General features: G+C 63.7%; 16 protein-coding genes and 1 pseudogene. 8 read left to right on the top strand and 9 right to left on the bottom strand.

Annotated features, from left to right (window positions below):
* The first annotated feature begins 51 nt into the window (after positions 1 to 51).
* Positions 52 to 1,674 carry a M56 family metallopeptidase gene (locus tag ABB27_RS13095; RefSeq protein WP_338061724.1) on the top strand — a complete coding sequence of 541 codons (1,623 nt, stop codon included), beginning with the start codon at positions 52 to 54 and terminating at the stop codon, positions 1,672 to 1,674.
* A 182-nt stretch (positions 1,675 to 1,856) separates the two neighbouring features.
* Here ABB27_RS13095 and ABB27_RS13090 read toward each other — a convergent pair.
* Positions 1,857 to 2,966 (bottom strand): annotated as a pseudogene (locus ABB27_RS13090) (ribonuclease H-like domain-containing protein); the annotation flags it as partial.
* Positions 2,942 to 5,425 (bottom strand): DEAD/DEAH box helicase, encoded by a 2,484-nt coding sequence (locus ABB27_RS13085; RefSeq protein WP_057629236.1) that lies wholly within the window; start codon positions 5,423 to 5,425, stop codon positions 2,942 to 2,944. The gene ABB27_RS13085 and the pseudogene ABB27_RS13090, both read right to left, overlap by 25 nt.
* 158 nt (positions 5,426 to 5,583) lie before the next feature.
* Between ABB27_RS13085 and ABB27_RS13080 the strand changes: the two genes are divergently transcribed.
* The 3 genes from ABB27_RS13080 (at position 5,584) to rlmF (ending at position 8,158) form a co-directional block, all read left to right on the top strand.
* Complete coding sequence (locus ABB27_RS13080; RefSeq protein WP_425477543.1) at positions 5,584 to 6,117, top strand: hypothetical protein; 534 nt, start codon at positions 5,584 to 5,586, stop codon at positions 6,115 to 6,117.
* Between the two features lie 88 nt (positions 6,118 to 6,205).
* Positions 6,206 to 6,889, top strand: a complete 684-nt coding sequence (gene tmk / locus ABB27_RS13075; RefSeq protein ID WP_057629235.1) for a dTMP kinase — start codon at positions 6,206 to 6,208, stop codon at positions 6,887 to 6,889.
* A 279-nt stretch (positions 6,890 to 7,168) separates the two neighbouring features.
* Positions 7,169 to 8,158: a 23S rRNA (adenine(1618)-N(6))-methyltransferase RlmF gene (rlmF, locus tag ABB27_RS13070; protein WP_057629234.1), complete on the top strand. Its 990-nt coding sequence runs from the start codon at positions 7,169 to 7,171 to the stop codon at positions 8,156 to 8,158.
* Between the two features lie 144 nt (positions 8,159 to 8,302).
* On the opposite strand, the gene ABB27_RS13065 is transcribed toward rlmF, so the two are convergent.
* Both ABB27_RS13065 and ABB27_RS13060 read right to left on the bottom strand, forming a co-directional pair.
* Positions 8,303 to 9,478 (bottom strand): DUF3667 domain-containing protein, encoded by a 1,176-nt coding sequence (locus ABB27_RS13065; RefSeq protein ID WP_057629233.1) that lies wholly within the window; start codon positions 9,476 to 9,478, stop codon positions 8,303 to 8,305.
* 209 nt (positions 9,479 to 9,687) lie between these two features.
* Positions 9,688 to 10,140: a nuclear transport factor 2 family protein gene (locus tag ABB27_RS13060; protein ID WP_057629232.1), complete on the bottom strand. Its 453-nt coding sequence runs from the start codon at positions 10,138 to 10,140 to the stop codon at positions 9,688 to 9,690.
* Positions 10,141 to 10,354: 214 nt separating this feature from the next.
* On the opposite strand from ABB27_RS13060, the gene ABB27_RS13055 reads away from it, so the two are divergent.
* Positions 10,355 to 11,407, top strand: coding sequence for an AI-2E family transporter (locus ABB27_RS13055; RefSeq protein WP_057629231.1), 1,053 nt, complete (start codon positions 10,355 to 10,357; stop codon positions 11,405 to 11,407).
* 119 nt (positions 11,408 to 11,526) lie between these two features.
* Here ABB27_RS13055 and ABB27_RS13050 read toward each other — a convergent pair whose 3' ends face one another.
* The 5 genes from ABB27_RS13050 to ABB27_RS13030 form a co-directional block, all read right to left on the bottom strand.
* Positions 11,527 to 12,948: a short-chain fatty acid transporter gene (locus ABB27_RS13050; protein WP_057629230.1), complete on the bottom strand. Its 1,422-nt coding sequence runs from the start codon at positions 12,946 to 12,948 to the stop codon at positions 11,527 to 11,529.
* Between the two features lie 199 nt (positions 12,949 to 13,147).
* Complete coding sequence (locus ABB27_RS13045) at positions 13,148 to 13,789, bottom strand: hydrolase (protein WP_057629229.1); 642 nt, start codon at positions 13,787 to 13,789, stop codon at positions 13,148 to 13,150.
* Positions 13,790 to 13,872: 83 nt separating this feature from the next.
* On the bottom strand, positions 13,873 to 14,169 hold the full coding sequence (locus ABB27_RS13040; RefSeq protein WP_057629228.1) for a putative quinol monooxygenase: 297 nt from the start codon (positions 14,167 to 14,169) through the stop codon (positions 13,873 to 13,875).
* 89 nt (positions 14,170 to 14,258) lie between these two features.
* Positions 14,259 to 14,948 carry an isochorismatase family protein gene (locus ABB27_RS13035; RefSeq protein WP_057629227.1) on the bottom strand — a complete coding sequence of 230 codons (690 nt, stop codon included), beginning with the start codon at positions 14,946 to 14,948 and terminating at the stop codon, positions 14,259 to 14,261.
* A gap of 95 nt (positions 14,949 to 15,043) precedes the next feature.
* Complete coding sequence (locus ABB27_RS13030; protein ID WP_057629226.1) at positions 15,044 to 15,910, bottom strand: pirin family protein; 867 nt, start codon at positions 15,908 to 15,910, stop codon at positions 15,044 to 15,046.
* 123 nt (positions 15,911 to 16,033) lie between these two features.
* On the opposite strand from ABB27_RS13030, the gene ABB27_RS13025 reads away from it, so the two are divergent.
* The 3 genes from ABB27_RS13025 (at position 16,034) to ABB27_RS13015 (ending at position 20,412) form a co-directional block, all read left to right on the top strand.
* Positions 16,034 to 16,939, top strand: a complete 906-nt coding sequence (locus tag ABB27_RS13025) for a LysR family transcriptional regulator (protein ID WP_057629225.1) — start codon at positions 16,034 to 16,036, stop codon at positions 16,937 to 16,939.
* A 78-nt stretch (positions 16,940 to 17,017) separates the two neighbouring features.
* Positions 17,018 to 18,202, top strand: coding sequence for an OmpA family protein (locus ABB27_RS13020; protein WP_057629224.1), 1,185 nt, complete (start codon positions 17,018 to 17,020; stop codon positions 18,200 to 18,202).
* Between the two features lie 290 nt (positions 18,203 to 18,492).
* A complete protein-coding gene (locus tag ABB27_RS13015) occupies positions 18,493 to 20,412 on the top strand; it encodes a M61 family metallopeptidase (RefSeq protein WP_057629247.1) in 1,920 nt (639 codons plus the stop codon).
* Positions 20,413 to 20,697 lie beyond the last annotated feature (285 nt).

Here is a 20,697-nt window from a genome sequence, read left to right as displayed (position 1 = left end):
CGACAGCGGAGCTTGCGCATTGGAAGCGATGGTTGGAAAACCGCAGCTGCGGTGAAAGGAGGATCACAGGTGTCCCTAACCCTTGAATTGCTAGGCGCACGTTTGTTGGCAACCAGCGCGCAGACCGGGTTACTGGTGCTGGTTGTATGGTTGCTGTGCCGATATACACGACGACTGCCTCCCAGTACCCAGTGCGCTCTCTGGTGGTTGGTAGCATTGCAGTCGGTGATTGGGCTGATCTGGGCGTCACCCTTGCAGCTACCGCTCTTACCGGCTACGGACGCAGCGATGACTGCGGTCGTACCCTTGGCGAGCGGTACCATTACGACGGCTCCTACGACTATCGCTGTACCGCTACAGCCAAAAAAAAACGATTGGTCGTGGGAGATGGTGCTGATGGCCATCTGGCTGGTTGGTGTTGCGGTGGGGGGAATTCGCACGCTGGTGGCATTGCGCTGCAGTCGCGATCAGTTGCGTGCCGCCCAGCCGTGCTGTGATGAAAAGATCAACGATGAACTAGCGCTTGTTATGGCTGAATGCGGTGTACGCCGTGCCCCTCGAGTGGTGCTGAGTAACCGGATTGATTCGCCTCAGTTGATCGGCCCGTGGCGTCCGGTGCTAATGCTGCCGATTCATGCGTTGCAGCGTATGGATCGGAACCAACTACAGATGGCGCTGACCCACGAGCTTGTCCATTTGCGGCGGCATGACCTGTGGCTGGGCCTGGTGCCGGCCTTGGCCAAACATCTGTTCTTTTTCAATCCCGCAATGCACCTGGCTGTTCGCGAATATGGGATTTCTCGCGAAGCAGCCGTGGATGCGGAAGTGGTCGCTGGTGATCGTCATTGCCGCCAACGCTATGGGCGCCTATTGCTACAGCTGGGCGTCGCCTCCCGGCCGTGTACTGGTCTTGCGAGCGCATCACCGACTTTTCTCAGCCTCAAACGGAGATTACTCATGTTGCAGGATACGTCTTCCTTTTCGCGATTCGGTGCGGGCCTGATTCTGACAGCCGTTGCACTGATGGGCGTACTGCCGATGCGACTGGTGGCGAAGCCCGCATTACTTTCTGCGGCAGCAACGTCGATCACGGGGGATGATTACACCGGCATGCCTATCGACGGCAAGGTTCAAGATAAGTCCTTACCAGAGGCAACGTCTTCTGCTCAAAAGACGCCCGTTGGATACAAAAGTCATGAGTACGAGAGCATCACCCTGCTGACAGATGAACTGGATGGAGAATCGCCAAGCAATGCAGATGGTCATGCGCTTATCTATAAGGACAAGTTGTTGCTGAGTGATTCATCAATAGATCTTTCCAGCGTAGAACCTCTAGATGACGGCAAGGGCTTGCTTTGGGTGCGCCGCGATGGTCGAGAGTACGTGATTCGAGATGGCACGCTGCTCGACCGCTTCCAAACTTTGTATGTCGATGAGATACGTCTGGGTTACGCGCAGGCGCGATTGGAAGAGCAAGAGCATCTGCTGGATAAACAGTCGAACGAGAATGGACAGCGCAGCGGCGGGAACGCTGCACAACAGATCGAGCTGGGCGAGCAGCAAGCCGAGCTAGGCCGGCAGCAGGCCGCGGCAAGTGCCAAAGCCAATCGTGAGGCCGAGCAGATGATCCGGCAGGCGATCAACAGCGGGATTGCGCGACCGGTTGGTGGGTGATTTTTTGGGAGGGCTTGCTGGTGTCTGGCTTTAGATCCCAGGCAAAAGCACCCCTCCCCAGCCCTCCCCTTGGCTACGCCAAAGGGAGGGAGCAGAGCTTGGCTCCTCCCTTTCGCTGAAAGCGAAGGGGAGGGTTGGGGAGGGGTAGGCTCTTGAAGTGAAGCGAGGCGAGCAACAACAACTCAGCGCTCAGTCTCCAACGCCAACTCCGCCCGCTCATCCGCTTCTGCCTGCACCAAACGCAGGAACAGTTGCGCCAAGGTCACTACGTCCTGATGGTTATGTTCACCAACACGGCGCAGGTTGCGCGCGCTGCCACCGCGCAGATAGCTCAGCCACGCCGCAGGCGCTTCCGAACCGGGCAAATCATCCTCGCGTGCGATCAGCAGCAGGTGCCGCTCGATGGTTGCCAGGCGGCAGTTTTCCCAGGTGCCGCGATAACGGCGGCGGGTTGGGAACAACAAGTCCACATGATCCAGCGCCGAGATCGGATCGCCACGGCGGGCCAGTCGATAACGTGTCTTCAGCAGCGGCGCGTCATAGCAGCGGCCGTTGTAGCTGGACAGTACCGTGGTCGGCGCCAACCAGCTGGCAAACAATTCCAGCATCGCGCTCTCCGCGCCCATCGTCGACATCAACAGCTGACGCACGCGCAGGCCTTCGCCGCGCGCTGCATCGTGATGCCAATCGGCCGCGCCGATCATGAACGCGCGGGTGCCGGTGCCGCCGGCCAGGCCGGTGGTTTCGGTGTCGAAGAACAATAGATCCTGCGGCGCGACGCTTTCTTCCGGACGTTTGCTGAAAGCCAGCGACAAGGGCTGCGCGGGAATGGCCTGCGGGATGAAGGCTTCGATCAGATGCAGGCCGGGGGCGATTTCGGTGCCGGGCAGATCACGATCCACCGGCCCGCGCTCGACTGGCGAAGCGGGCGCAATTGCGCGATTGCGTGTGGCCAGCAGGCGGCGCAACGCAGCGCCATCCTGCGGCTGTGCGGGCTTGTGCTGGATCTGCTCGACCCAGCCGAATACAGAGTTCTGCTGTCGCTGTTCTTGTGGGAGCGGCGTAAGCCGCGAAGCTGGCAAAGCATCCGCAGCCGACGAAGAACCGGATGCATCCGCAGCAACAGTTACCTTTGCGGTATCCGACATCGTTGGCTTCGCGGCTGACGCCGCTCCCACAACATCGATGGGTGCTACAGACCCTGCAGGCGCCGCCGTCGACAACCCTGCCTGCTTGCGCAGGGCTTTCAGTTTGTCCAGGCTGATGCTCATGGCAGCAGGTCGAGTGCCTCGTCTGCGGCAACGGCCTGTACCTGCTCACAGCGCTCGGCATGAAGCAGCGACAACACCTTCAGGGCCAACGAACGTGGCGTCTCGCCCTTCTGATCTTCCTGCGCGGCCAGCACCGGGCCGACGCAGGCCGGGCAGCCGGCATTGCAGTCGCAGCGCTCCACCAGTTCCAGGGCACGCGTTACCAATTCGCCCTGACGCAGCCACAGTGGCTCGCTGAGGCCCACGCCGCCGGGGAAGTTATCGTAGAGATAAACCGTCGGCACGAAACTCTGCATCAGTTCCACCGAGCCTTCGCCGGCTTCGTTGCCGCGAAGCTGGCCTCGGCCGGTCTGGTCAGCCACCGCAAACCAGGCGCCGTCGCCGTTGCCCACTGCCTTCTGCAGATCACGCGCATCGGCCATCACCGCGACGGTGGCGACGATATGCAGTGCATAGGCCGCACCGAGGAAACCATCCAGCGCATCCTGCTTCTGCGCGAAACTGCGCAGCAGCGTGGCCTGCGGCAACTGCCACCAGACCGCGGTGGTATGCAGTTCCTGGTCGGGCAGGTTGACCGGGCCGTAGCCGATGTTTTCGTGGGTGTAGTAGCGGATCTTCTTGTAGCCGGCCACACGCCGCACCACATGCACTTCGCCATGGTGCGAATCACCGCGGCCGGCGCCGTTGCCGTCGAAGCGATCCAGCACCTTGAGCTTGGTGTAGTCGATGCTGTCGGTGTAGTAGTCCACGTGCGTGCGGGTGACATAGGCCTTGCGGCCGTCCCAGTCCAGCCGCTCCACTTGATACGGCGTGCTCTGCACCATGTGGATGGCGCCTTCGTACAGGGTGAGTGCGGCGGCGGAATAATCCACCTCGGCGATGATCTGCTGCTTGCCGTCGCTGCGGTCCACCACCACGAAGTTGCCATCGGCCACCGCGCGCAGGCTCACTGCATTGGCGGGATAGCTGTCGGCAATCCACTCCCAGCGGTCGCCTTCCTGGTGCACCACTTCGGTTTCGGCCAGCGCCTGCAGGAATACCAGCGGATCAATCGGGCCGAACGGCTCACCGGCCAGGAATGGCAGTTCGAATGCGGCGCAGCGGATGTGGTCGAACAGGATCAGCGGCTGGTCCGGCGAGATGCGTGCGTGTTCCGGCGTGGCATTGGCGAAGAAATCCGGATGCCGCACCACGTACTGATCCAATGGCTGGCTGCTGGCCACCATCACGCCCAGCGCCGCCTGCTGGCGACGACCGGCGCGGCCGAAGCGCTGCCAGGTGGCGGCAACGCTGCCCGGATAGCCATTGAGGATGACTACATCCAGCGCACCGATATCCACGCCCAGCTCCAACGCCGAGGTGCTGACGATGCCGTCGATGTTACCCGCGCGCATCGCCCGCTCCACTTCGCGGCGCTCGGTGGGCAGGTAGCCACCGCGATAGGCGCGGATGCGTGCCGGCTTGCGCGGGTCGTTGTCAAAGATGTCCTTCAGGTACTTGGTCAGCACCTCCACCATCAAGCGCGTCTGCGCGAACACCAGCGTCTTCAGCCCGCTCTTGATCGCGATGCGGGCGATGCGGTTGGCCTGCGAACGCGCAGACGCGCGCAGGCCCAGGTCAGGGTTGATGACCGGCGGGTTCCACAGCAGCACGTGCTTGGGGCCGGTGGGCGCGCCGGATTCGGTGATGGCGTGCACTTTCTCTTCGACCAGCGCCTCGGCATGTGCATGCGGGTTGCCGATGGTGGCCGAGCACAGGATGAATTGCGGTTGCACACCATAGAACGCGCAGATGCGCTTGAGCCGGCGCAGCACATTGGTGACATGGCTGCCGAACACGCCGCGATAGGTGTGGATCTCGTCGATCACCACATAGCGCAGGTTCTCGAAGAACTGCGCCCACTTGGTGTGATGCGGCAGGATGGCCTGGTGCAGCATGTCCGGGTTGCTGACCACGATGTCGCCGTGCAGGCGGATCGCCTGCCGCGCATCGCCGGGCGTGTCGCCATCGAAGGTGAAGGCTTTGACGCCCAGATCGCCGGCCCGGTTCAGCTCCAGCAGCTCGGCCACCTGGTCCTGCGCCAAGGCCTTGGTCGGGAACAGATAGAGCGCCTTGGCGTTGCCCTGCATCGCCGCGCTCACCACCGGCAGCGTGTAGCACAGCGACTTGCCGGATGCGGTAGGGGTGACGATGGCGACGTGCTCGCCGCGCTGGCTGGCATCCCAGGCTTCGGCCTGATGCGAGTACAGCTGCTCGATGCCGCGCGCCTTGAGAGCCGCCTTCAGCGCCTCGGGCACGTCATCGGGAATGGGCGCATAGCTGCCCTCACGGCCGGGAATGGTGAAGCTGCCGGTGACCCGGTCCTTGTAGCGCCGCGCCAGGCGCTGGCCGAGCAGCGAGCCGTCACGCGAAGGCAGGCCATCGGTGGTTGCCAGCGCCCGTTCGCTGGCTTCGGTGCGGGGAGCGAGGGAAAACGCCATGCACGCAACTGCCGATCAAAGAGCATCATGGAAGCATATTGGCGTCTCACGCCGTGAGACCTAATGGCATTACGACTTGCTGAACGAGCGGCGCGGCGCCAACAAAAAGTGAAGCAACGCCTGCGTATGCTGGCGGCGACGCGCAACAGGCAGGGTGGGTGGCTGTGGCATTACCGGCAAAATGGACCACATTGTTGGCCGGCATGATGCTGGCGGGGATGGCACAGGCGCAGCAACCCGTGCCGGCAAGCGCGCCGGTCGCGGCTCAAGGGCCCGTAGTCGTTGAACCGGAGCGTGCTGGCAACACCCAGGCCGAGCCCAGCGATGCGGTAGAAGTACCGGCACAAGGCAACGTCACCACCCTGGGCGAAGTGCGGGCCATCAAGCCCGAGGATGACGAACCGCTTGACCTGTACCGCTTCAAGAACCCGGTGCAGGCCGCACCCAACCGCTTCAGCAAGAACTGGAGCGAGCCACCCACGCCCGAGCAGGTCGGCATGAGCGGCGGCTACGTGATGATGGGCATCGTTTACGGCATTACCAAGGCCGCGCAGGGCCTGAACAAGCTCACCGGCGGCCCCGACCAGATCCAGTCCGCCATTGCCCGGCCACCACCGGAGCTGACCGAGGACGAGCGCCAGCGGGCTGCAGAGTACTGCGCCGCCCACGGCTGCACCGCGCCCGAGCGCTGACGGCGGACTGTTCCAGACATGGCGGTTGACCCTGCTGCGGCCCTTCCCAGCCGTGTGGTATCGGCCGGATCGGATTAAAGTAGCGCCCATGGATAACCAACAGATTCCCGGCGGCCTGCTCATTGCCATCGAAGGCATTGATGGCGCCGGCAAGACCACACTCGCCCATACCTTGGCCCAGCACCTGCGCGCTGCAGGGGCTGTAGTCGTCCTGGGCAAGGAGCCGACCAACGGCCCCTGGGGCACGCGCCTGCGCGCCACCGCCGCCACCGGCCGGCTGAGTCCGGAGCAGGAGGTGGAATACCTGCTGCATGACCGCCGTCAGCATGTGGATGAGGTCATCACCCCGGCCTTGGCCCGCGGTGAGATCGTCATCCTCGACCGTTACTTCCCGTCGATGGTGGCCTACCAGGGTGCCGCCGGGCTGCCGCTGGACCAGATGCTGCAGGCCAATGATTTCGCCCCGCGGCCGAACCTGCTGCTGTTGCTGGACCTGCTGCCGGAACAGGGGTTGGAGCGCATCCGCGCCCGTGGTGACAAGCCCAACCACTTCGAGACGGCGCAGAACCTGGAGCGCTGCCGGGTGATCTTCCAGCAGCTCGATCTGCCCAACAAGCAGCTCATCGATGCCAGCCAGAATGAGGCTGAAGTGCTGGGTGATGCATATGCGGCGATTGCCGCGGCGCTGGCGCTGCGCGTGGGTGCGGATGGCGCGCAGTTGCTGCAGAACGTGCAGCAGCTGGATCTGGGCAAGGCAACCGCCGCTGGTTGAGGCTGGATGTGTCTGGGTCAGGGTGCTTCAGCGCCCCGGCTTCTGCTCCCTCCCTTTTGCGCAGCAAAGGGGAGGGTTGGGGAGGGGTAGGCTTGTCGCAGCGGATCTTGCATCAGCGTCGTACAGGCAAATGTCTGAACCTTGGCCCGTGGATGCGATCAGCCGCGAAGTCGCGTTTGCTGAAGCGCCAGGAGCGGGCGTGGCCTGATGATGTACGTGCTTCGCGGCTCACGCCGCTCCTACAAACAACCAATGTCTCCGGTTTGTTCCAATACGCACATGACTTCTTCGCCTCAACGCCCACGTGCCAAGCCTGCCGCTGCATCGGCACAGCCGCTGCTGCATCCGCGCAATCGCCACCAGGGTCGCTACGACCTGGTGCGGCTGGTCGCGGTGAATCCAGCCCTGCGTGCGCACCTGATCCGCACCCCCGCAGGCACCGACAGCATCGACTTCAGCAAGCCTGTGGCCGTGCGCGAGCTCAACCGCGCGCTGCTGGCCAGTGACTACGGCATCCAGCATTGGGATATCCCGGACGGCTATCTTTGCCCGCCGGTGCCGGGCAGGGTGGACTATCTGCATGGCCTGGCCGATCTGCTGGCGGCAGACAACAACGGGGTGATCCCACGCGGCCCCGGCGTGCGCGCGCTGGACATTGGTGTTGGCGCCAACTGCATCTATCCGTTGCTGGGGCAGGCCGAGTACGGCTGGCGTTTCCTGGGCAGCGATATCGATGCCGATGTGCTGCAGGCCGCCAATGCCAATGTGCAGGCCAACGGCCTCGGTGAACGCATCGCGCTGCGCCTGCAGCCTGCGCGCGGCAATCTGTTCGCCGGCCTGTTGCAGGCCGATGAGCGTTTCGAACTGACCCTGTGCAACCCGCCCTTCCACGCCTCGGCCAAGGAAGCGGCACAGGGCAGCCAACGCAAGCTGCGCAACCTGGGGGGCACGCAGGCACGCGCCAGCAAGGCACCGGCGCTCAACTTCGGTGGTCAGGCCAACGAGCTGTGGTGCACCGGCGGTGAGGCGTCCTTCCTGCGGCGGATGATCCGCGAAAGCGTGGACATCCAGCAGCAGGTGCTGTGGTTCAGTTCGCTGGTTGCCAAGAGCGAGCACCTGGCCGATATCCGCAAGCAGCTGGGCAAGGTTGGCGCTGCCGAAGTGCGCGAAGTGGCGATGGCACAGGGCAACAAGCAGAGCCGCTTTGTTGCCTGGAGTTTCCACTCAGCCACTGCCCGCAAGGTTTGGCTGCAGCAAGCGCAGGCTTGAACCGTTGCACCAACAGGCACCGTAGCCTCCGTAAGCACCGTAGCCCGGGTAAGCGCAGCGCACCCGGGAAGCAGGAATCCGGAGGTCTTTTCGACCGGGCGGTCACAACCCCGGGTGCGCTGCGCTTACCCGGGCTACGGTGAATCAGGCCGAGACGCCGGCCAGCACCGCGTACATCACCACGAATGTGACCAGGAACAGATAGATGCCGCCGATGAAGGTGTAGCGCAGCATCGTCAGTATCGGGTTGCCGCCGTAAACGCGCTGCTGCATCCAGAACAGATACACCGGCACGGCAAACCACAGCAGCACGTACAGCCAGACGCAGATCGAACTGAGCACGGCATTGCCGATCGCGCTGCTGATGCCGGCAATGAGGAAGGTGGTCAGCAGCACCAGCATCAGCCAGCAATGGCTGTACAGCGCCACCACCAGGTGTTCCAGGTAACCCATCGATCGCCCTACATAGGCGATGCGCAGTACCAGCGCGAAGATCGGCATCAGGAAGAACAACGCACCGGGCAGGGCGGTGAGGATGGCCTGCACATACAGATCGGTCTTGCTGCCCATGCGGTCGACATTGGCCTGGCCATTGGCCAGACGGTGGTTGAGCCAGTTGCTGACGAAGGTCGGCCAGCCATCGAGCACGATGGGGTTGGTTTCCGGGTCCCAGGGCTTGTCGTTGACCGGGATGTTGATGAAGGTGCCGCGCTGGCCGGACGCGGCGCGCGCGGCGGCACGGTTGGCGCGCGCTACCGCCGAGGGACTGGTATCGGCGGCGGGTTGCACGTTGGCTTCGATTTCGGCCGTGCGCTGGGCCGCCGCCGTATTGATCGCAGCGGTGGCCATCGCAAAGCCCGCAGCCGCGGCGGGGTTATTCGTTTGCTGCTGTTCCAGCTGCGCCGTCTGCGCGGCACGCACGGCTTCCACCTCGGCCACGGTCTGCGCCTTGGCATAGGCCGGGTCGGCATTGGTACCGGTGCCGAAGTCATCGGCATGCAGGGTCAGCTTGCCGACGAAGAAGGTGAAAATGGTGAGGATCACGAACAGCCGCAGCGGCTGCACGTAACCCACGCGCTGGCCCTTGAGGAAGTTGACCGTCACCCGCCCCGGCACCAGCAGGTCACGCAGCGTGCGGAAAATGCGCCCATCCAGGTGCCAGAACGATTCGAATACTTCCTCGACCGCGTGCCCGAAATTCTTCAGCGGGTTATGCGCCGACTGCCCGCAGCCATGGCAGAAGTGGCCATGCAGCGGCGTGCGGCAGTTCTCGCAGCTGCCATGTTCTGAAGCGGAGGGCACTACGTCGGTCTGGCTCATGGGCGGGCGCGGCAGGCTGCAGGCAGAAGCCGCATACGATAACGGGCTTTGCCGAGTCTGTTCAGTGGCAGCTCAAGAAAAAGCCAGAACGAAGCAAAGCCGGAGCCGAAACAGAGCCGGAACGAAGCAAAGCCCCTCTCCCGCCTGCGGGGGAGGGGTTGGGGTGGGGGAAGCTCCTGACAAGCAGTCCCTAAAAGCCCCCAAAGCACTCAACCGCCGCGAACCTTCCGATGCCACAAGGCATTGACGATCACCCAGCGCCCATCAAACCGGCCCATCTGCAGATGATCGATGAACCACGGGCTTTCCAGCCGCACGGTCGCAATATCCTCATCCACCTGCAGCACCGTCACCGTTCGCTGCCACTGCTCACGCGGCGTCTTCAACGCACCCTGGCGGGTGAAGCGGATCAGCTCATCCGAGCTCATCCGCCCCAACCCCAGGGTTTCATTGGGATTGGCAACCACATTGCGCTTGGCCAGATCCGGATGCAGGGCGCGCGTTACCCGCGCCACATCGCCTTCCAGCTGGCCGTCCATATAGTCGTAAGCGGTGGCCTCGATGGCCTGCAGGGTGGCCGCATCCGGTGGCGCCGCAACGGCACTACCGGCAAGGCAAAGCATTCCCACGACAAACGCGCGTAGTGCAGCTGACATAGTCATGGCCGGTTCCTGAAGGTGGCTGGCTGCAGCGTGGCGGGGCATGGGCGTGTGCGCAATGGGGCGGAAGTCATTGACGTTGGCCGGGCTTCGCACCGGGAAACCATGTACTTCAACAAAGCGAGCAAGCACTGCGTACCCGTTTTCATCACAACGAACACGCAACCATTTTCCTAACGTGGCTCCATCACCGGCCTGTCGCCGGAGCGGATACGCCATGGAATCTTCCACCTCATTGCGGCCCTACGTGGCACGCGTACTGGTCACGCTGGCCTTGATCGGTCTGGGCTTGCTGGTCTGGCAGTTGTCGGACCTGGTATTGGTCATTTTCGGTGCAGTGGTGGTGGCGGTGCTGCTGCACTCGCTGGTGCGCCTGGTCACGCGCTTCACGCCGCTGTCGGACGGCATCGCACTGGGCGTGGTGCTGGTGCTGCTGGTGGTGGGTTTCGCGCTGCTGATGTGGATGTTTGGTGCGCAGGTGGCGGGCGAGATGGAGTCCTTGAAGCAATCACTGCCGCAGGCCTGGGCGCACTTCAAGGATTGGCTGGACGCCAGTCCGTTGGGGCCGATGGCCAAGCAGGGCATCGACCAGCTGCATGCCAGCATGAGTGGGCTGGCGAGCAAGGCCGGCGCGCTGGCGATGTCGGCCTCGGGCAACCTCACCGATATGGTGTTGATGGTGGTTGGCGGGATCTATCTGGCGGCGCAGCCCAAGGTCTACCGTGATGGCATGCTGAAATTGTTTCCCAAGGACCGGCGCGCCTTGATGGGCGATGCCTTCGATGCCAGCGGCACGGCCTTGCGGGCCTGGCTGGGTGGCCAGCTGCTGGCGATGTTGGTAGTGGGGACGCTGACCGGGCTGGGCCTGTGGGCCTTGGGCGTGCCGGTGGCGTTTGGGCTGGGCATCATCACTGCCTTGCTGGACTTTGTGCCGATCGTCGGTCCGATCCTGGCAGCAATACCGGCGGTGTTGCTGGGCTTCACCGTCAGCCCGCAGGTGGCGTTGGGTGCGCTGGCGGTATTCGTGGTGATGCAGCAGATCGAAGGCCATGTATTGCAGCCGCTGATCCAACAGCGGGCAGTGGATCTGCCGCCGGCCTTGTTGCTCATTTCGTTGTTCGGGATTGGTGCCTTGTTCGGCTTGCCGGGGGTGATCCTGGCCGCGCCGATGACGGTGGTGATCTTTGTATTGGTGAAGCGTTTGTATGTGGTGGAGGCGCTGGGGACTGAGACGCCGATTCCCGGACGTGATGAGGTGGCTGGGAAGTAGGTGTTGGTTTGGGTGGCGCTTGCCGGGAGGGATTGTTGCCGAGCGGGATTGTTGCCGAGCATGGCTCGGCACTACATGACGAAGAGGCCACGCTTTGCGTGGCCTCTTCGTTTATTGCATCAGGGGATTACCGGCGGCGTATAGGTCAGGGTTGCGCCCAGTGCCCACAACAGCAGCAGTACCAGCGGCGTGTGCACCAGCAGCTGCACGAAGGTGAAGCCGATCAGGTCGCGTGCCTTCAGGCCGAGCACGCCGAGCAGCGGCAGCATGTAGAACGGGTTGATCAGGTTGGGCAGCGCTTCTGCAGCGTTGTAGATCTGTACCGACCAGCCGAGGTGGTAATGCAGATCATTGGCTACCTGCATCACGTACGGCGCTTCAATGATCCACTTGCCACCGCCGGACGGGATGAAGAAGCCCAGCACTGCCGAGTAGCTGCCCATCAGCAGCGCATAGGTGTCGTGGCTGGCGATCTGGGTGAAGAAGGTGGAGATGATGTGCGCCACGCTATGGCCTTCGCTGCCGTTGACCGTAGTCATGATGGCGGCGATGGAACCGTATAGCGGGAACTGGATCAGCACGCCGGTGGTGGACGGCACCGCGCGCGCCACCGCATCGAGGAAGCTGCGCGGGCGCCAGTGCAGCAGCGCGCCGGCCATCAGGAACAGCAGGTTGTAGGTGTTCAGGCCGGAAATGGCCTGGATCGCCGGCTTGGTGCTGAACTCGTGGATCAACCAGCCCGCAGCCAGGGCCACCAGCAGCAGGATCAGCAAGGGGCTGTGTTCCAGCCACTCGCCCGGGCGGGTGGGCTTGGTTTTGGCCGGGGCGGCATCGGTGGTGACGTCCACGCCGCAATCGGCGGCATCGCGCGCGGAGTTGGCGGCCGGCGCGGTGAAATAGGAAATCACCAGCGACACCAGCACCAGCGCGGCCAGCAATACGCCGGACTGCCACAGGAAGATGGTTTCGGTGAACGGAATGACGCCGGTGATCGACAGGATCGACGGCGGCAGGCTGGCCGGGTTGGCCTGCAGCTGCGCGGCCGATGAGGACAGGCCCAGTGCCCATACCGCGCCCAGGCCGAGATAGGCAGCGGCACCGGCGGCGCGGTAATCCATCTTCAGCTCGCTGCGGCGGGCCAGGGCGCGCACCAGCAGGCCTGCGAAGACCAGGCTCAGGCCCCAGTTCAGCAGCGAAGCGGTCATCGAGACGATGGCCACCAGGGCGACGGCGGTGCGACCGTTCTTGGGCACACGCGCCAAGCGATCAATCAGGTGCGAGGCGGGGCCGGACGAGGCCACCACATAGCCGCCGATCACCACGAAGGCCATCTGCATGGTGAAGGGGATCAGGCTCCAGAAGCCGTCACCGAAGGCCTTGGCGGTGTCGGTAGGTGCGGCGCCGATGGACAGCGCGGCCAGCGATACCGCAGCCAGGGCGAGGGCGGCGAACACCCAGGAGTCGGGGAACCAGCGCTCGGCAAAGTTCGCGCAGCGGATGGCGAAGCGCGCCGAGGCGGTGTCTTGGGTGGTGGATTGCATGGGCTACTACCGTGTGGAAACAACCGGGGGACGGTAGCGCGGCAAGGGCGAAGCGCGGAACTGGACCTTCGGATAGTGCCTGCGTATTCATGCAGGAAGTCACAACCGGCACGATGCCTGTTGAGTTCCTGGCTGCCGCAACATGAAGCCCTCGCGCCTGTCCCTCTCCGTTTGCAGGAGAGGGACAGGCGCTATCTGCTTACTCGGCAGCGTCGTAGGAGAACTGGATACCAGCGGTACCACCGGTGCTGATGAACAGCTCCATGAACTGCTTGGCGGTATCGGCGCGGCTCCAGTCGCGCTGCAGTTCGCAGAACAGCTGCGGCACGCTGATCATCTTGCCGCCGGCCTGCTCGATGCGACGCAATGCCGCATCGTGTGCGGCCAGCGAGGTGCCGCCCACGGCATCCACCGGTACATACACCTCATAACCTTCGCGCAGTGCGTCCAGCGCCGGGAAGGTGAGGCAGGCCTCGGTCCACAGAGCGGTCATGATCAGCTTCTTGCGGCCGGTGGCTTCCACGGCCTTGCGGAACTCCACGTCCTCCCAGGAGTTGATGGTGGTGCGGTCGTAGGTGGGCTCATCCTTCAGCACGCGGCGCAACTGCGGGATCGGCGGGTGGTTCAGGCCGGTCTTCACGTTGACCGTGGAGTGCACGATCGGCAGGCCGTAGACCTTGCCGGCCTTGGCCACGCCGACGATGTTGTTGACCAGCAGCTGGCGATCCATCGAGGCGATGGAGTTCACCTGTACCGGCTGGTAGTCGATGACGATCAGTGCCGAGTTTTCCGGGGTCAGCAGGTCGTCACGCTTGGGGTCACGCTTGGTTTCACTGGTCATGGCGAGTTTCCTTTCTGGGGTGCTGGAGGCGCAGCACGCGCTTGGGCATCGCGCCGCACATGGCGGCGGGGTAAACGGGGGACTTACTTGACCAGGTCCATGAAGTACGCCGCTTCCGTGCGCTCGACGGCGTCGGCGTGGTGCGCTTCGAAGTACTTGATGTGCGGGCCGTGGTGGTGATGTTTCTCGCGCAACTCGTGGCTGGCCCAGTGCTCGACGAAGATGAAGCGGCGTGGGTCTGCCTGGTCGCGATACAGGTCATAGCGCAGCGCGCCTTGTTCCTTGCGCGATGCATCGACGACGACTTTCAGTGCGTCGTGCAGTTGTTGCTCGCGACCCTGCTTGGCGTAAAGAACAACATTGATGAATAGCTCGGACATGGGAATTACCGGCGATGTGGACTGTTGCACGTTCAATGGCGGTGCTGGCTCCGCCTCGCGGCTGCAGCGGAGCCAGCTCGCGACAGGGCTCAGCTGCGCTGCGAATCCAGCTGCTCGTGGTTGGTCACCACTTCCTGCGCCTTGCTGTAGCTCTCGATCAGCAACTGGTAGTTGGGGAAGATGTTGGTGTACGCCTGCGCCCATTCGGCGGCGTCTTCGCGGTTCCAGGTCTTCTGCAGTTCCGAGGCAACCGCGGCCACGTCGATCACCACGACGCCGGCCTGCATCATCCGCGCCAGGGTGATTTCCTGCGCCTGCTTGGAATAGGTGCCGGAGGCATCGATCACCGCGAATACCTGGTAGCCCTCGGCTACCGCTGCAATCGACGGGAACGCCATGCACACGCTGGTGATGGTGCCGGCGATGATCAGCTGCTGCTTGCCGGTGTCTTTCACCGCCTGCACGAAATCGGGGTTGTCCCAGGCGTTGATTTCGCCCTTGCGTGCCACGTATTTCGCGTGCGGCGCGTTCTGGTGGATTTCCGGAATCAGCGGGCCATTCGGGCCCTGCGGCACCGAGGCAGTGGTGATCACCGGGATCTTCGCCAGCGAAGCCAGCTTGGCCAAGGTCGAGGCCAGCCTGCGCAAGGTGGTGAACGGCATGTCGTGCACGGTCTGGAACAGGCCGCTCTGGTGATCGATCAACAACATCGCGACGTTGTCCGGATCGATGACGGGTTTTGCGCCATTGAAGTTGGCTACTTGAGGGAAGGTATACATGGCTATCTCACCACTGGGTGGGCAGGGTCGCGCTGACGGGGTAACGCCAGCGCGAGAGAAAGATGACCGGGTGGTTAAACCCGGTCATCGGCGGATTACGCTGCGATCTGGCCGAAGCGGCCGGAGTTGAAGTCGTCCATCGCCTGACGGATTTCTTCCTGCGTGTTCATCACGAACGGGCCGTAGCCGGCGATGGGTTCGTCGATCGGTTCGCCCGCCAGCACCAGCACGGTGGCGTCGGCATTGGCTTCCATTTCCACTTCACCGGCAGCGCGGTCGAACAGCACCATCTGGCCTTCGCGAACCAGCTGGCTGCCGTTGAACTGCACGGTGCCGTGCAGCACCACCATCGCCACGGTGTGGCCCTGCGCGAACTGCAGGGTGGTGTGCTTGTCGCGCGACAAGCGCAGGTCCCACACGTCCATCGGCGTATGCGTGCGGGCCGGGCCGCGCTGGCCGCCGAATTCACCGGCAATCACCCGCACCTTGCCGGCGTCATCGGCCAGCGGCACAACCGGGATGTCGGCATTGCCGATGTTCTGGTAGCCCGGCGCCGCCATCTTGTCCTTGGCCGGCAGGTTGACCCACAGCTGCACCATTTCCAGCTTGCCGCCGCGCTGGGTGAACGCCTCGGAATGGAACTCCTCGTGCAGGATGCCGGAGGCAGCGGTCATCCACTGCACGTCGCCCGGGCCGATCTCGCCACCGGCGCCGGTGGAGTCGCGGTGCGCCACTTCGCCGTCATAGACGATGGTGACGGTCTCGAAGCCACGGTGCGGGTGCTGGCCGACGCCGCGCGGGCTGTCGGTGGGGCTGAATTCGGCCGGGCCGGCATGGTCCAGCAGCAGGAACGGGCTGAGCTGGCGGCCATGGGTGTTGTACGAAAACAACGAACGGACCGGGAAGCCATCACCAACCCAATGCGGGCGGGGGGCGCTATACAGGCCACTGATCTTCTTCATCTGTCTGCTCCTTGGGCGGCGCGGGGTGCGCCAGCGATGGAGCAAAGATAGATTTGGGACGATCACGCCGGTAGACGGCAAAAAATGGTCTCATAGTCCTATCTGACGAACGCTGGAGCCGGCATGCAGGACCTGAACGACCTGTACTACTACGCCAAGGTGGTCGAGCACGGTGGTTTTGCCCCGGCCGGGCGCGCGCTGGGCGAGCCCAAGTCCAAGCTGAGCCGGCGCATCGCGCTGCTGGAAGAACGCCTGGGGGTGCGGCTGATCCAACGTTCCACCCGCCATTTCTCGGTCACCGAGATCGGCCAGACCTTCTACGCCCATTGCCGGGCGATGCTGGTCGAAGCCGAGGCGGCCGCTGAGTCGATCGAGGTGACCCGCTCGCAGCCGCGTGGCGTGGTGCGGGTCAGCTGCCCGACCATGCTGCTGGATTTCCGGGTGGCAGCGATGGTGGCCGATTTCATGGCGCATTGCCCGGACGTGGAAGTGCACCTGGACGCCACCAATCGCCGCGTCGATGTCATCGCCGAAGGCTTCGACGTCGCCATTCGCGTGCGCCCGCCACCGCTGGAGGACAGCGAGCTGGTGCTGAAGGTGCTGGCCGAGCGCACCCAGTGCCTGGTGGCTGCGCCCTCGCTGCTGGACAGGCATGGCCACTCGCACGGCCCTGCCGATCTGCATCTATTGCCCAGCGTTGCGCTGGGCGTGCCGCAGGGCGAGCACAGCTGGCGCCTGGTCGGCCCGGACGGCGCCATTGCCGAAGTACCGCATCATCCCCGCCTGATAACCCGTGGCATGACGGCGTTGCGTGCGGCCGCACTGGCGGGCGTGGGTGTGGCGCAGTTGCCAACGATGATCGTGCGCGATGCGCTGGAGGCTGGGCAGTTGGTCAATGTGGCCCCGGACTGGGCACCGCCGAAGGAGATCGTCCACGCCGTGTTCCCGTCACGGCGTGGCCTGCTGCCGTCCGTGCGTTTGTTCATTGATCACCTGGCCGCATCGTTCGCGGCGCTGGATGAGTCCTGAGCGACAAGCCGGTGATGGTCACGGAAATTGAACGCCGGCTTGGCAAAACTATGCAATTCGCACAAACGGAGTTGCTGCATGCGTGTTGCTGTCGTGTCATTGGCCTGTGCCACCGTTCTGGTCGCTGCCTGCGGGCGTGGGCCATCCCCCGATAAAACCGCTGCTGCAACACCGGACGCTGCCGCTGCGGCGGCACCGGCAGCAGCATCGGCCGGTAGCGAGGTACTCACCGCCGGCAGCATCGAATTCCCGGTGATACCAACCATCATGGTGCCCAGCATCATCGGCAGTGGCCCGGCGCAGAAACGGCTGGAGCTGTCGATGCAATCGCTGATCGATCCGCTGGCGGGCATCAGCGTGCGCCCGGCCAATTGCGCCACCGACGGTGGCCTGGTCAATGAAAGCGGCTTCACCAATGTCGATGCCCAGGGCAACCTGGAGCGCGTAGGTGGGCATGGCGTATTCAATATCGGCGCCGATGGCAGTGGCCAGGCGGTTACCGGCGACGGCGTGGTGGAAGTGAAGCCCGATGGCAGCGGCAGCGTCGTCAACGATGCCGGCACCTTCGAAGTGAATGCGGATGGTTCCGGTACCTATGTCGGCAGCCACGGCAATATCGAACTGGATGGCAAGGGCGCCGGCAGTTGGGTGGGGGGCTTCGGCACCATCGAGAACCATGGTGATGGTTCGGGCAGCTGGGTGGGCGCCGAGGGCAGCATCGAGATCAATGCCGATGGTTCGGGCAAGTGGATTGGCGGCCCGGAGAGCATCGTTGAAAACCGCGGCGATGGCACCGGCACCGTGGGCGCGGTACCGCGCGAGGTGAAGATGGCGCCGCTGGCACCCTTGCCGCCGGCCGGCCAGTTTCCGCTGCTGGACAAGTTCAAGCCGTCCGGCGCGCCGTGTGGGTATGTCATCACCCTCAACGACAAGGTGTTGTTCGATTTCGACAAGGACGCCATCCGTCCCGACGCCGGCAAGGTACTGGATGTGCTGGCGACGGCGCTGGGCAAGGTGCCCTCCAGTGCGATGGAGATCCGCGGCCATACCGATGCCAAGGGCAGCGACGACTACAACCAGAACCTGTCCGAGCGCCGGGCACAAGCTGTGCTGGCGGCCTTGCGTGAGCGCGGCAGTGCCACCGATGCCAGCGCGCACGGCTATGGCGAAACGCAGCCGGTGGCAGCCAACGAGGTCAACGGCAAGGACAATCCCGGCGGCCGCCAGCTCAACCGCCGCGTGGAGATATTTGTAAGAACCTGATTGTCATTTGTAGGAGCGGCGCAAGCCGCGAAGCCACCACTGCTGTGTAGGAGCGGCATAAGCCGCGAAGCCACTGTTTCTTCCGCAGCAGCAGACAACCAGATCCACACCGAGGCGATGCGCGAAGCCAGCAATGCCGAACCCGCAGGCATTGCCGGCTTCGCGGCTCACACCGCTCCCACAACAACCAGAACCCGCAAAGCCAAAACCCGCACAGATGACCATCGGCCCGTGTCATGCCCTGCAGGCTTGTCGCATCATGGCCCTCTCAGATAAGTGAGAGGTTGCTGATGCATGTGTTCCGTCCTGCAGTATTGGGGGTGGCCCTGATGGCCGCCATGGGCTTGGCCTATGCGTCGCCGCAGGTGGCTGATGTGGATGCACGCGGGGTGAAGATCAGCGAAGCCGCGTACCCGGGCACCATCCGCCTGGAAGTCGACGCCACCGACCTGGGCCAGCGCGTGTTCAAGGTGCGGCAGACGGTACCGGTACAACCGGGCCTGCTGCGCTTCCATTACCCGGCCTGGTTGCCGGGCAGCCATTCGCCCACCGGCCAGATCGAGAAACTGGCCGGCCTGGTGATCAATGCCAACGGCCAACGCCTGCAATGGGTGCGTGATCCGCTCGATGTCTACACCTTCAACGTGCAGGTGCCCGAGGGCGTGAGCGAACTGCGCATGGACTTCCAGTTCCTCAGTCCCACCGATTCGGCGCAGGGCCGCACGGTGATGACGCCGAACATGCTCAACCTGCAGTGGAACGCGATGCTGCTGTACCCGGCCGGCCACGCCGCGCATGCCATCACCTACCAGGCCAGTGCGCGCTACCCGCAGGGTTGGGACGCGGCCAGCGCGTTGACCGTGGCCAGCCGCAATGGCGACACCGTCAATTACGCACCGACCAATCTCGAAATCCTGGTCGACTCGCCGGTCTTCGCCGGCCGCTACCACCGCATGTTCGAGCTGGCCCCGGCCGGCACCCGCCCGGTGCGCTTGAACGTATTTGCCGATCGCGCCAAGGACCTGGAAGCCAAGCCCGAGCACATCGAACAGCATCGCGCGCTGGTCACCCAGGCACGCAAGCTGTTTGGTGCCGAGCACTACGACCACTACGACTTCCTGTTCGCGGTGACAAACCAGCTTGGCGGTATTGGCCTGGAGCACCAGCGCTCCAGCGAGAACAGCGAAGACCGCGACTACTTCAGCGGTTGGGACGCGAAGATCGGCAGCAGCGATCTGCTCGGCCACGAATACACCCATTCCTGGGATGGCAAATACCGTCGCCCGGCCGACCTGGCCACGCTGAACTACAACGTGCCGATGCAGGGCAGCCTGCTGTGGGTATACGAAGGCCAAACCCAGTACTGGGGCAATGTGCTGACCGCCCGCGCCGGCATCCGCCCGCAGGAAGCCTCGCGCGATGCGCTGGCGATGGTGGCGGCCACCTATGCCGATAACCGCCCCGGCCTGGAGTGGCGCTCGCTCGGCGACACCACCAACGACCCGGTGATCGCCCGTCGCAAGCCCAAGCCCTATCGCGGCTACCAGATGAGCGAGGATTACTACCAGGGTGGGCAGATGTTGTGGTTGGAAGCCGACGTTCGCCTGCGCACGCTCAGCGGCGGCAAGCGCAGCCTGGACGATTTCGCCAAGGCCTTCTTCGGCCAGAACGACGGCCAATGGGAACGCCCGGACACCTATACCTTTGACGACGTTGCCGCGACCCTGGAGCAGGTGCAGCCTACCGGCGACTGGTCGAAGTTCCTGGCTGAGCGCGTGGATCATCGCGCCGGCCTGGTTGGTGGCATCGAGGCAGCGGGTTGGAAGCTGGTCTACAAGGACAAGCCCAGCGCCTACTTCAAGGCGATGATGAAGGGCCGTGGTGCCAACTTCATCTATTCGCTGGGTGTGTCGCTGAGCCCTGCCGGTTACGTCAATGAAGTGCGTTGGGACAGCGCCGCATTCAATGCCGGCGTTGGCACCGGCATGCAGGTGCTGGCGGTGAATGACCTGCAGTACAGCGCCGATGAACTGGAAGAAGCGGTGCGTGCAGCCAAGGACAGCAAGCAGCCGGTACGCCTGCTGGTCAAGGAAATGGATGTCTACCGCACGCTGAGCATCGACTACCACGATGGCCTGCGTTACCCGACGCTGGAGCGTATCGAAGGCAAGGCCGACTACCTGACCCCGATCTTCACCGCCCGCAAATAAAGCACCTCATCCGCCCCTGCGGGGCACCTTCTCCCCAGAAGGGGGTTGCAGTCCCGGAAGCGGGAGAAGGGCTAAAGCAGAGCCAAGCGATGCTTGTAGTGCCGAGCCATGCTCGGCAGGGGCTTTACCGCAAAACCCAAAGCTCCCCCTCATCCGCCCCTTCGGGGCACCTTCTCCCGTGAACGGGAGAAGGGAAAAAGCCAAAGCCAAAGCCAAAGCCAAAGCCAAAGCCAAAGCCAAAGCCAAAGCCAAAGCCAAAGCCAAAGCCAAAGCCAAAGCCAAAGC

Source organism: Stenotrophomonas terrae (assembly GCF_001431465.1).
Taxonomy (GTDB): domain Bacteria; phylum Pseudomonadota; class Gammaproteobacteria; order Xanthomonadales; family Xanthomonadaceae; genus Stenotrophomonas; species Stenotrophomonas terrae.
The sequence above is the reverse complement of the archived record's forward strand: the minus strand, read 5'-3'. Positions and strand labels throughout refer to the sequence as shown.

Bases quoted from the DNA above. Each gene is read 5' to 3' on its own strand.
- ABB27_RS13085 (WP_057629236.1), bottom strand. From the start codon at position 5,425: ATGGCGTTTTCCCTCGCTCCCCGCACCGAAGCCAGCGAACGGGCGCTG.
- tmk (WP_057629235.1), top strand. From the start codon at position 6,206: ATGGATAACCAACAGATTCCCGGCGGCCTGCTCATTGCCATCGAAGGC.
- rlmF (WP_057629234.1), top strand. From the start codon at position 7,169: ATGACTTCTTCGCCTCAACGCCCACGTGCCAAGCCTGCCGCTGCATCG.
- ABB27_RS13065 (WP_057629233.1), bottom strand. From the start codon at position 9,478: ATGAGCCAGACCGACGTAGTGCCCTCCGCTTCAGAACATGGCAGCTGC.
- ABB27_RS13060 (WP_057629232.1), bottom strand. From the start codon at position 10,140: ATGACTATGTCAGCTGCACTACGCGCGTTTGTCGTGGGAATGCTTTGC.
- ABB27_RS13055 (WP_057629231.1), top strand. From the start codon at position 10,355: ATGGAATCTTCCACCTCATTGCGGCCCTACGTGGCACGCGTACTGGTC.
- ABB27_RS13050 (WP_057629230.1), bottom strand. From the start codon at position 12,948: ATGCAATCCACCACCCAAGACACCGCCTCGGCGCGCTTCGCCATCCGC.
- ABB27_RS13045 (WP_057629229.1), bottom strand. From the start codon at position 13,789: ATGACCAGTGAAACCAAGCGTGACCCCAAGCGTGACGACCTGCTGACC.
- ABB27_RS13040 (WP_057629228.1), bottom strand. From the start codon at position 14,169: ATGTCCGAGCTATTCATCAATGTTGTTCTTTACGCCAAGCAGGGTCGC.
- ABB27_RS13035 (WP_057629227.1), bottom strand. From the start codon at position 14,948: ATGTATACCTTCCCTCAAGTAGCCAACTTCAATGGCGCAAAACCCGTC.
- ABB27_RS13030 (WP_057629226.1), bottom strand. From the start codon at position 15,910: ATGAAGAAGATCAGTGGCCTGTATAGCGCCCCCCGCCCGCATTGGGTT.
- ABB27_RS13025 (WP_057629225.1), top strand. From the start codon at position 16,034: ATGCAGGACCTGAACGACCTGTACTACTACGCCAAGGTGGTCGAGCAC.
- ABB27_RS13020 (WP_057629224.1), top strand. From the start codon at position 17,018: ATGCGTGTTGCTGTCGTGTCATTGGCCTGTGCCACCGTTCTGGTCGCT.
- ABB27_RS13015 (WP_057629247.1), top strand. From the start codon at position 18,493: ATGCATGTGTTCCGTCCTGCAGTATTGGGGGTGGCCCTGATGGCCGCC.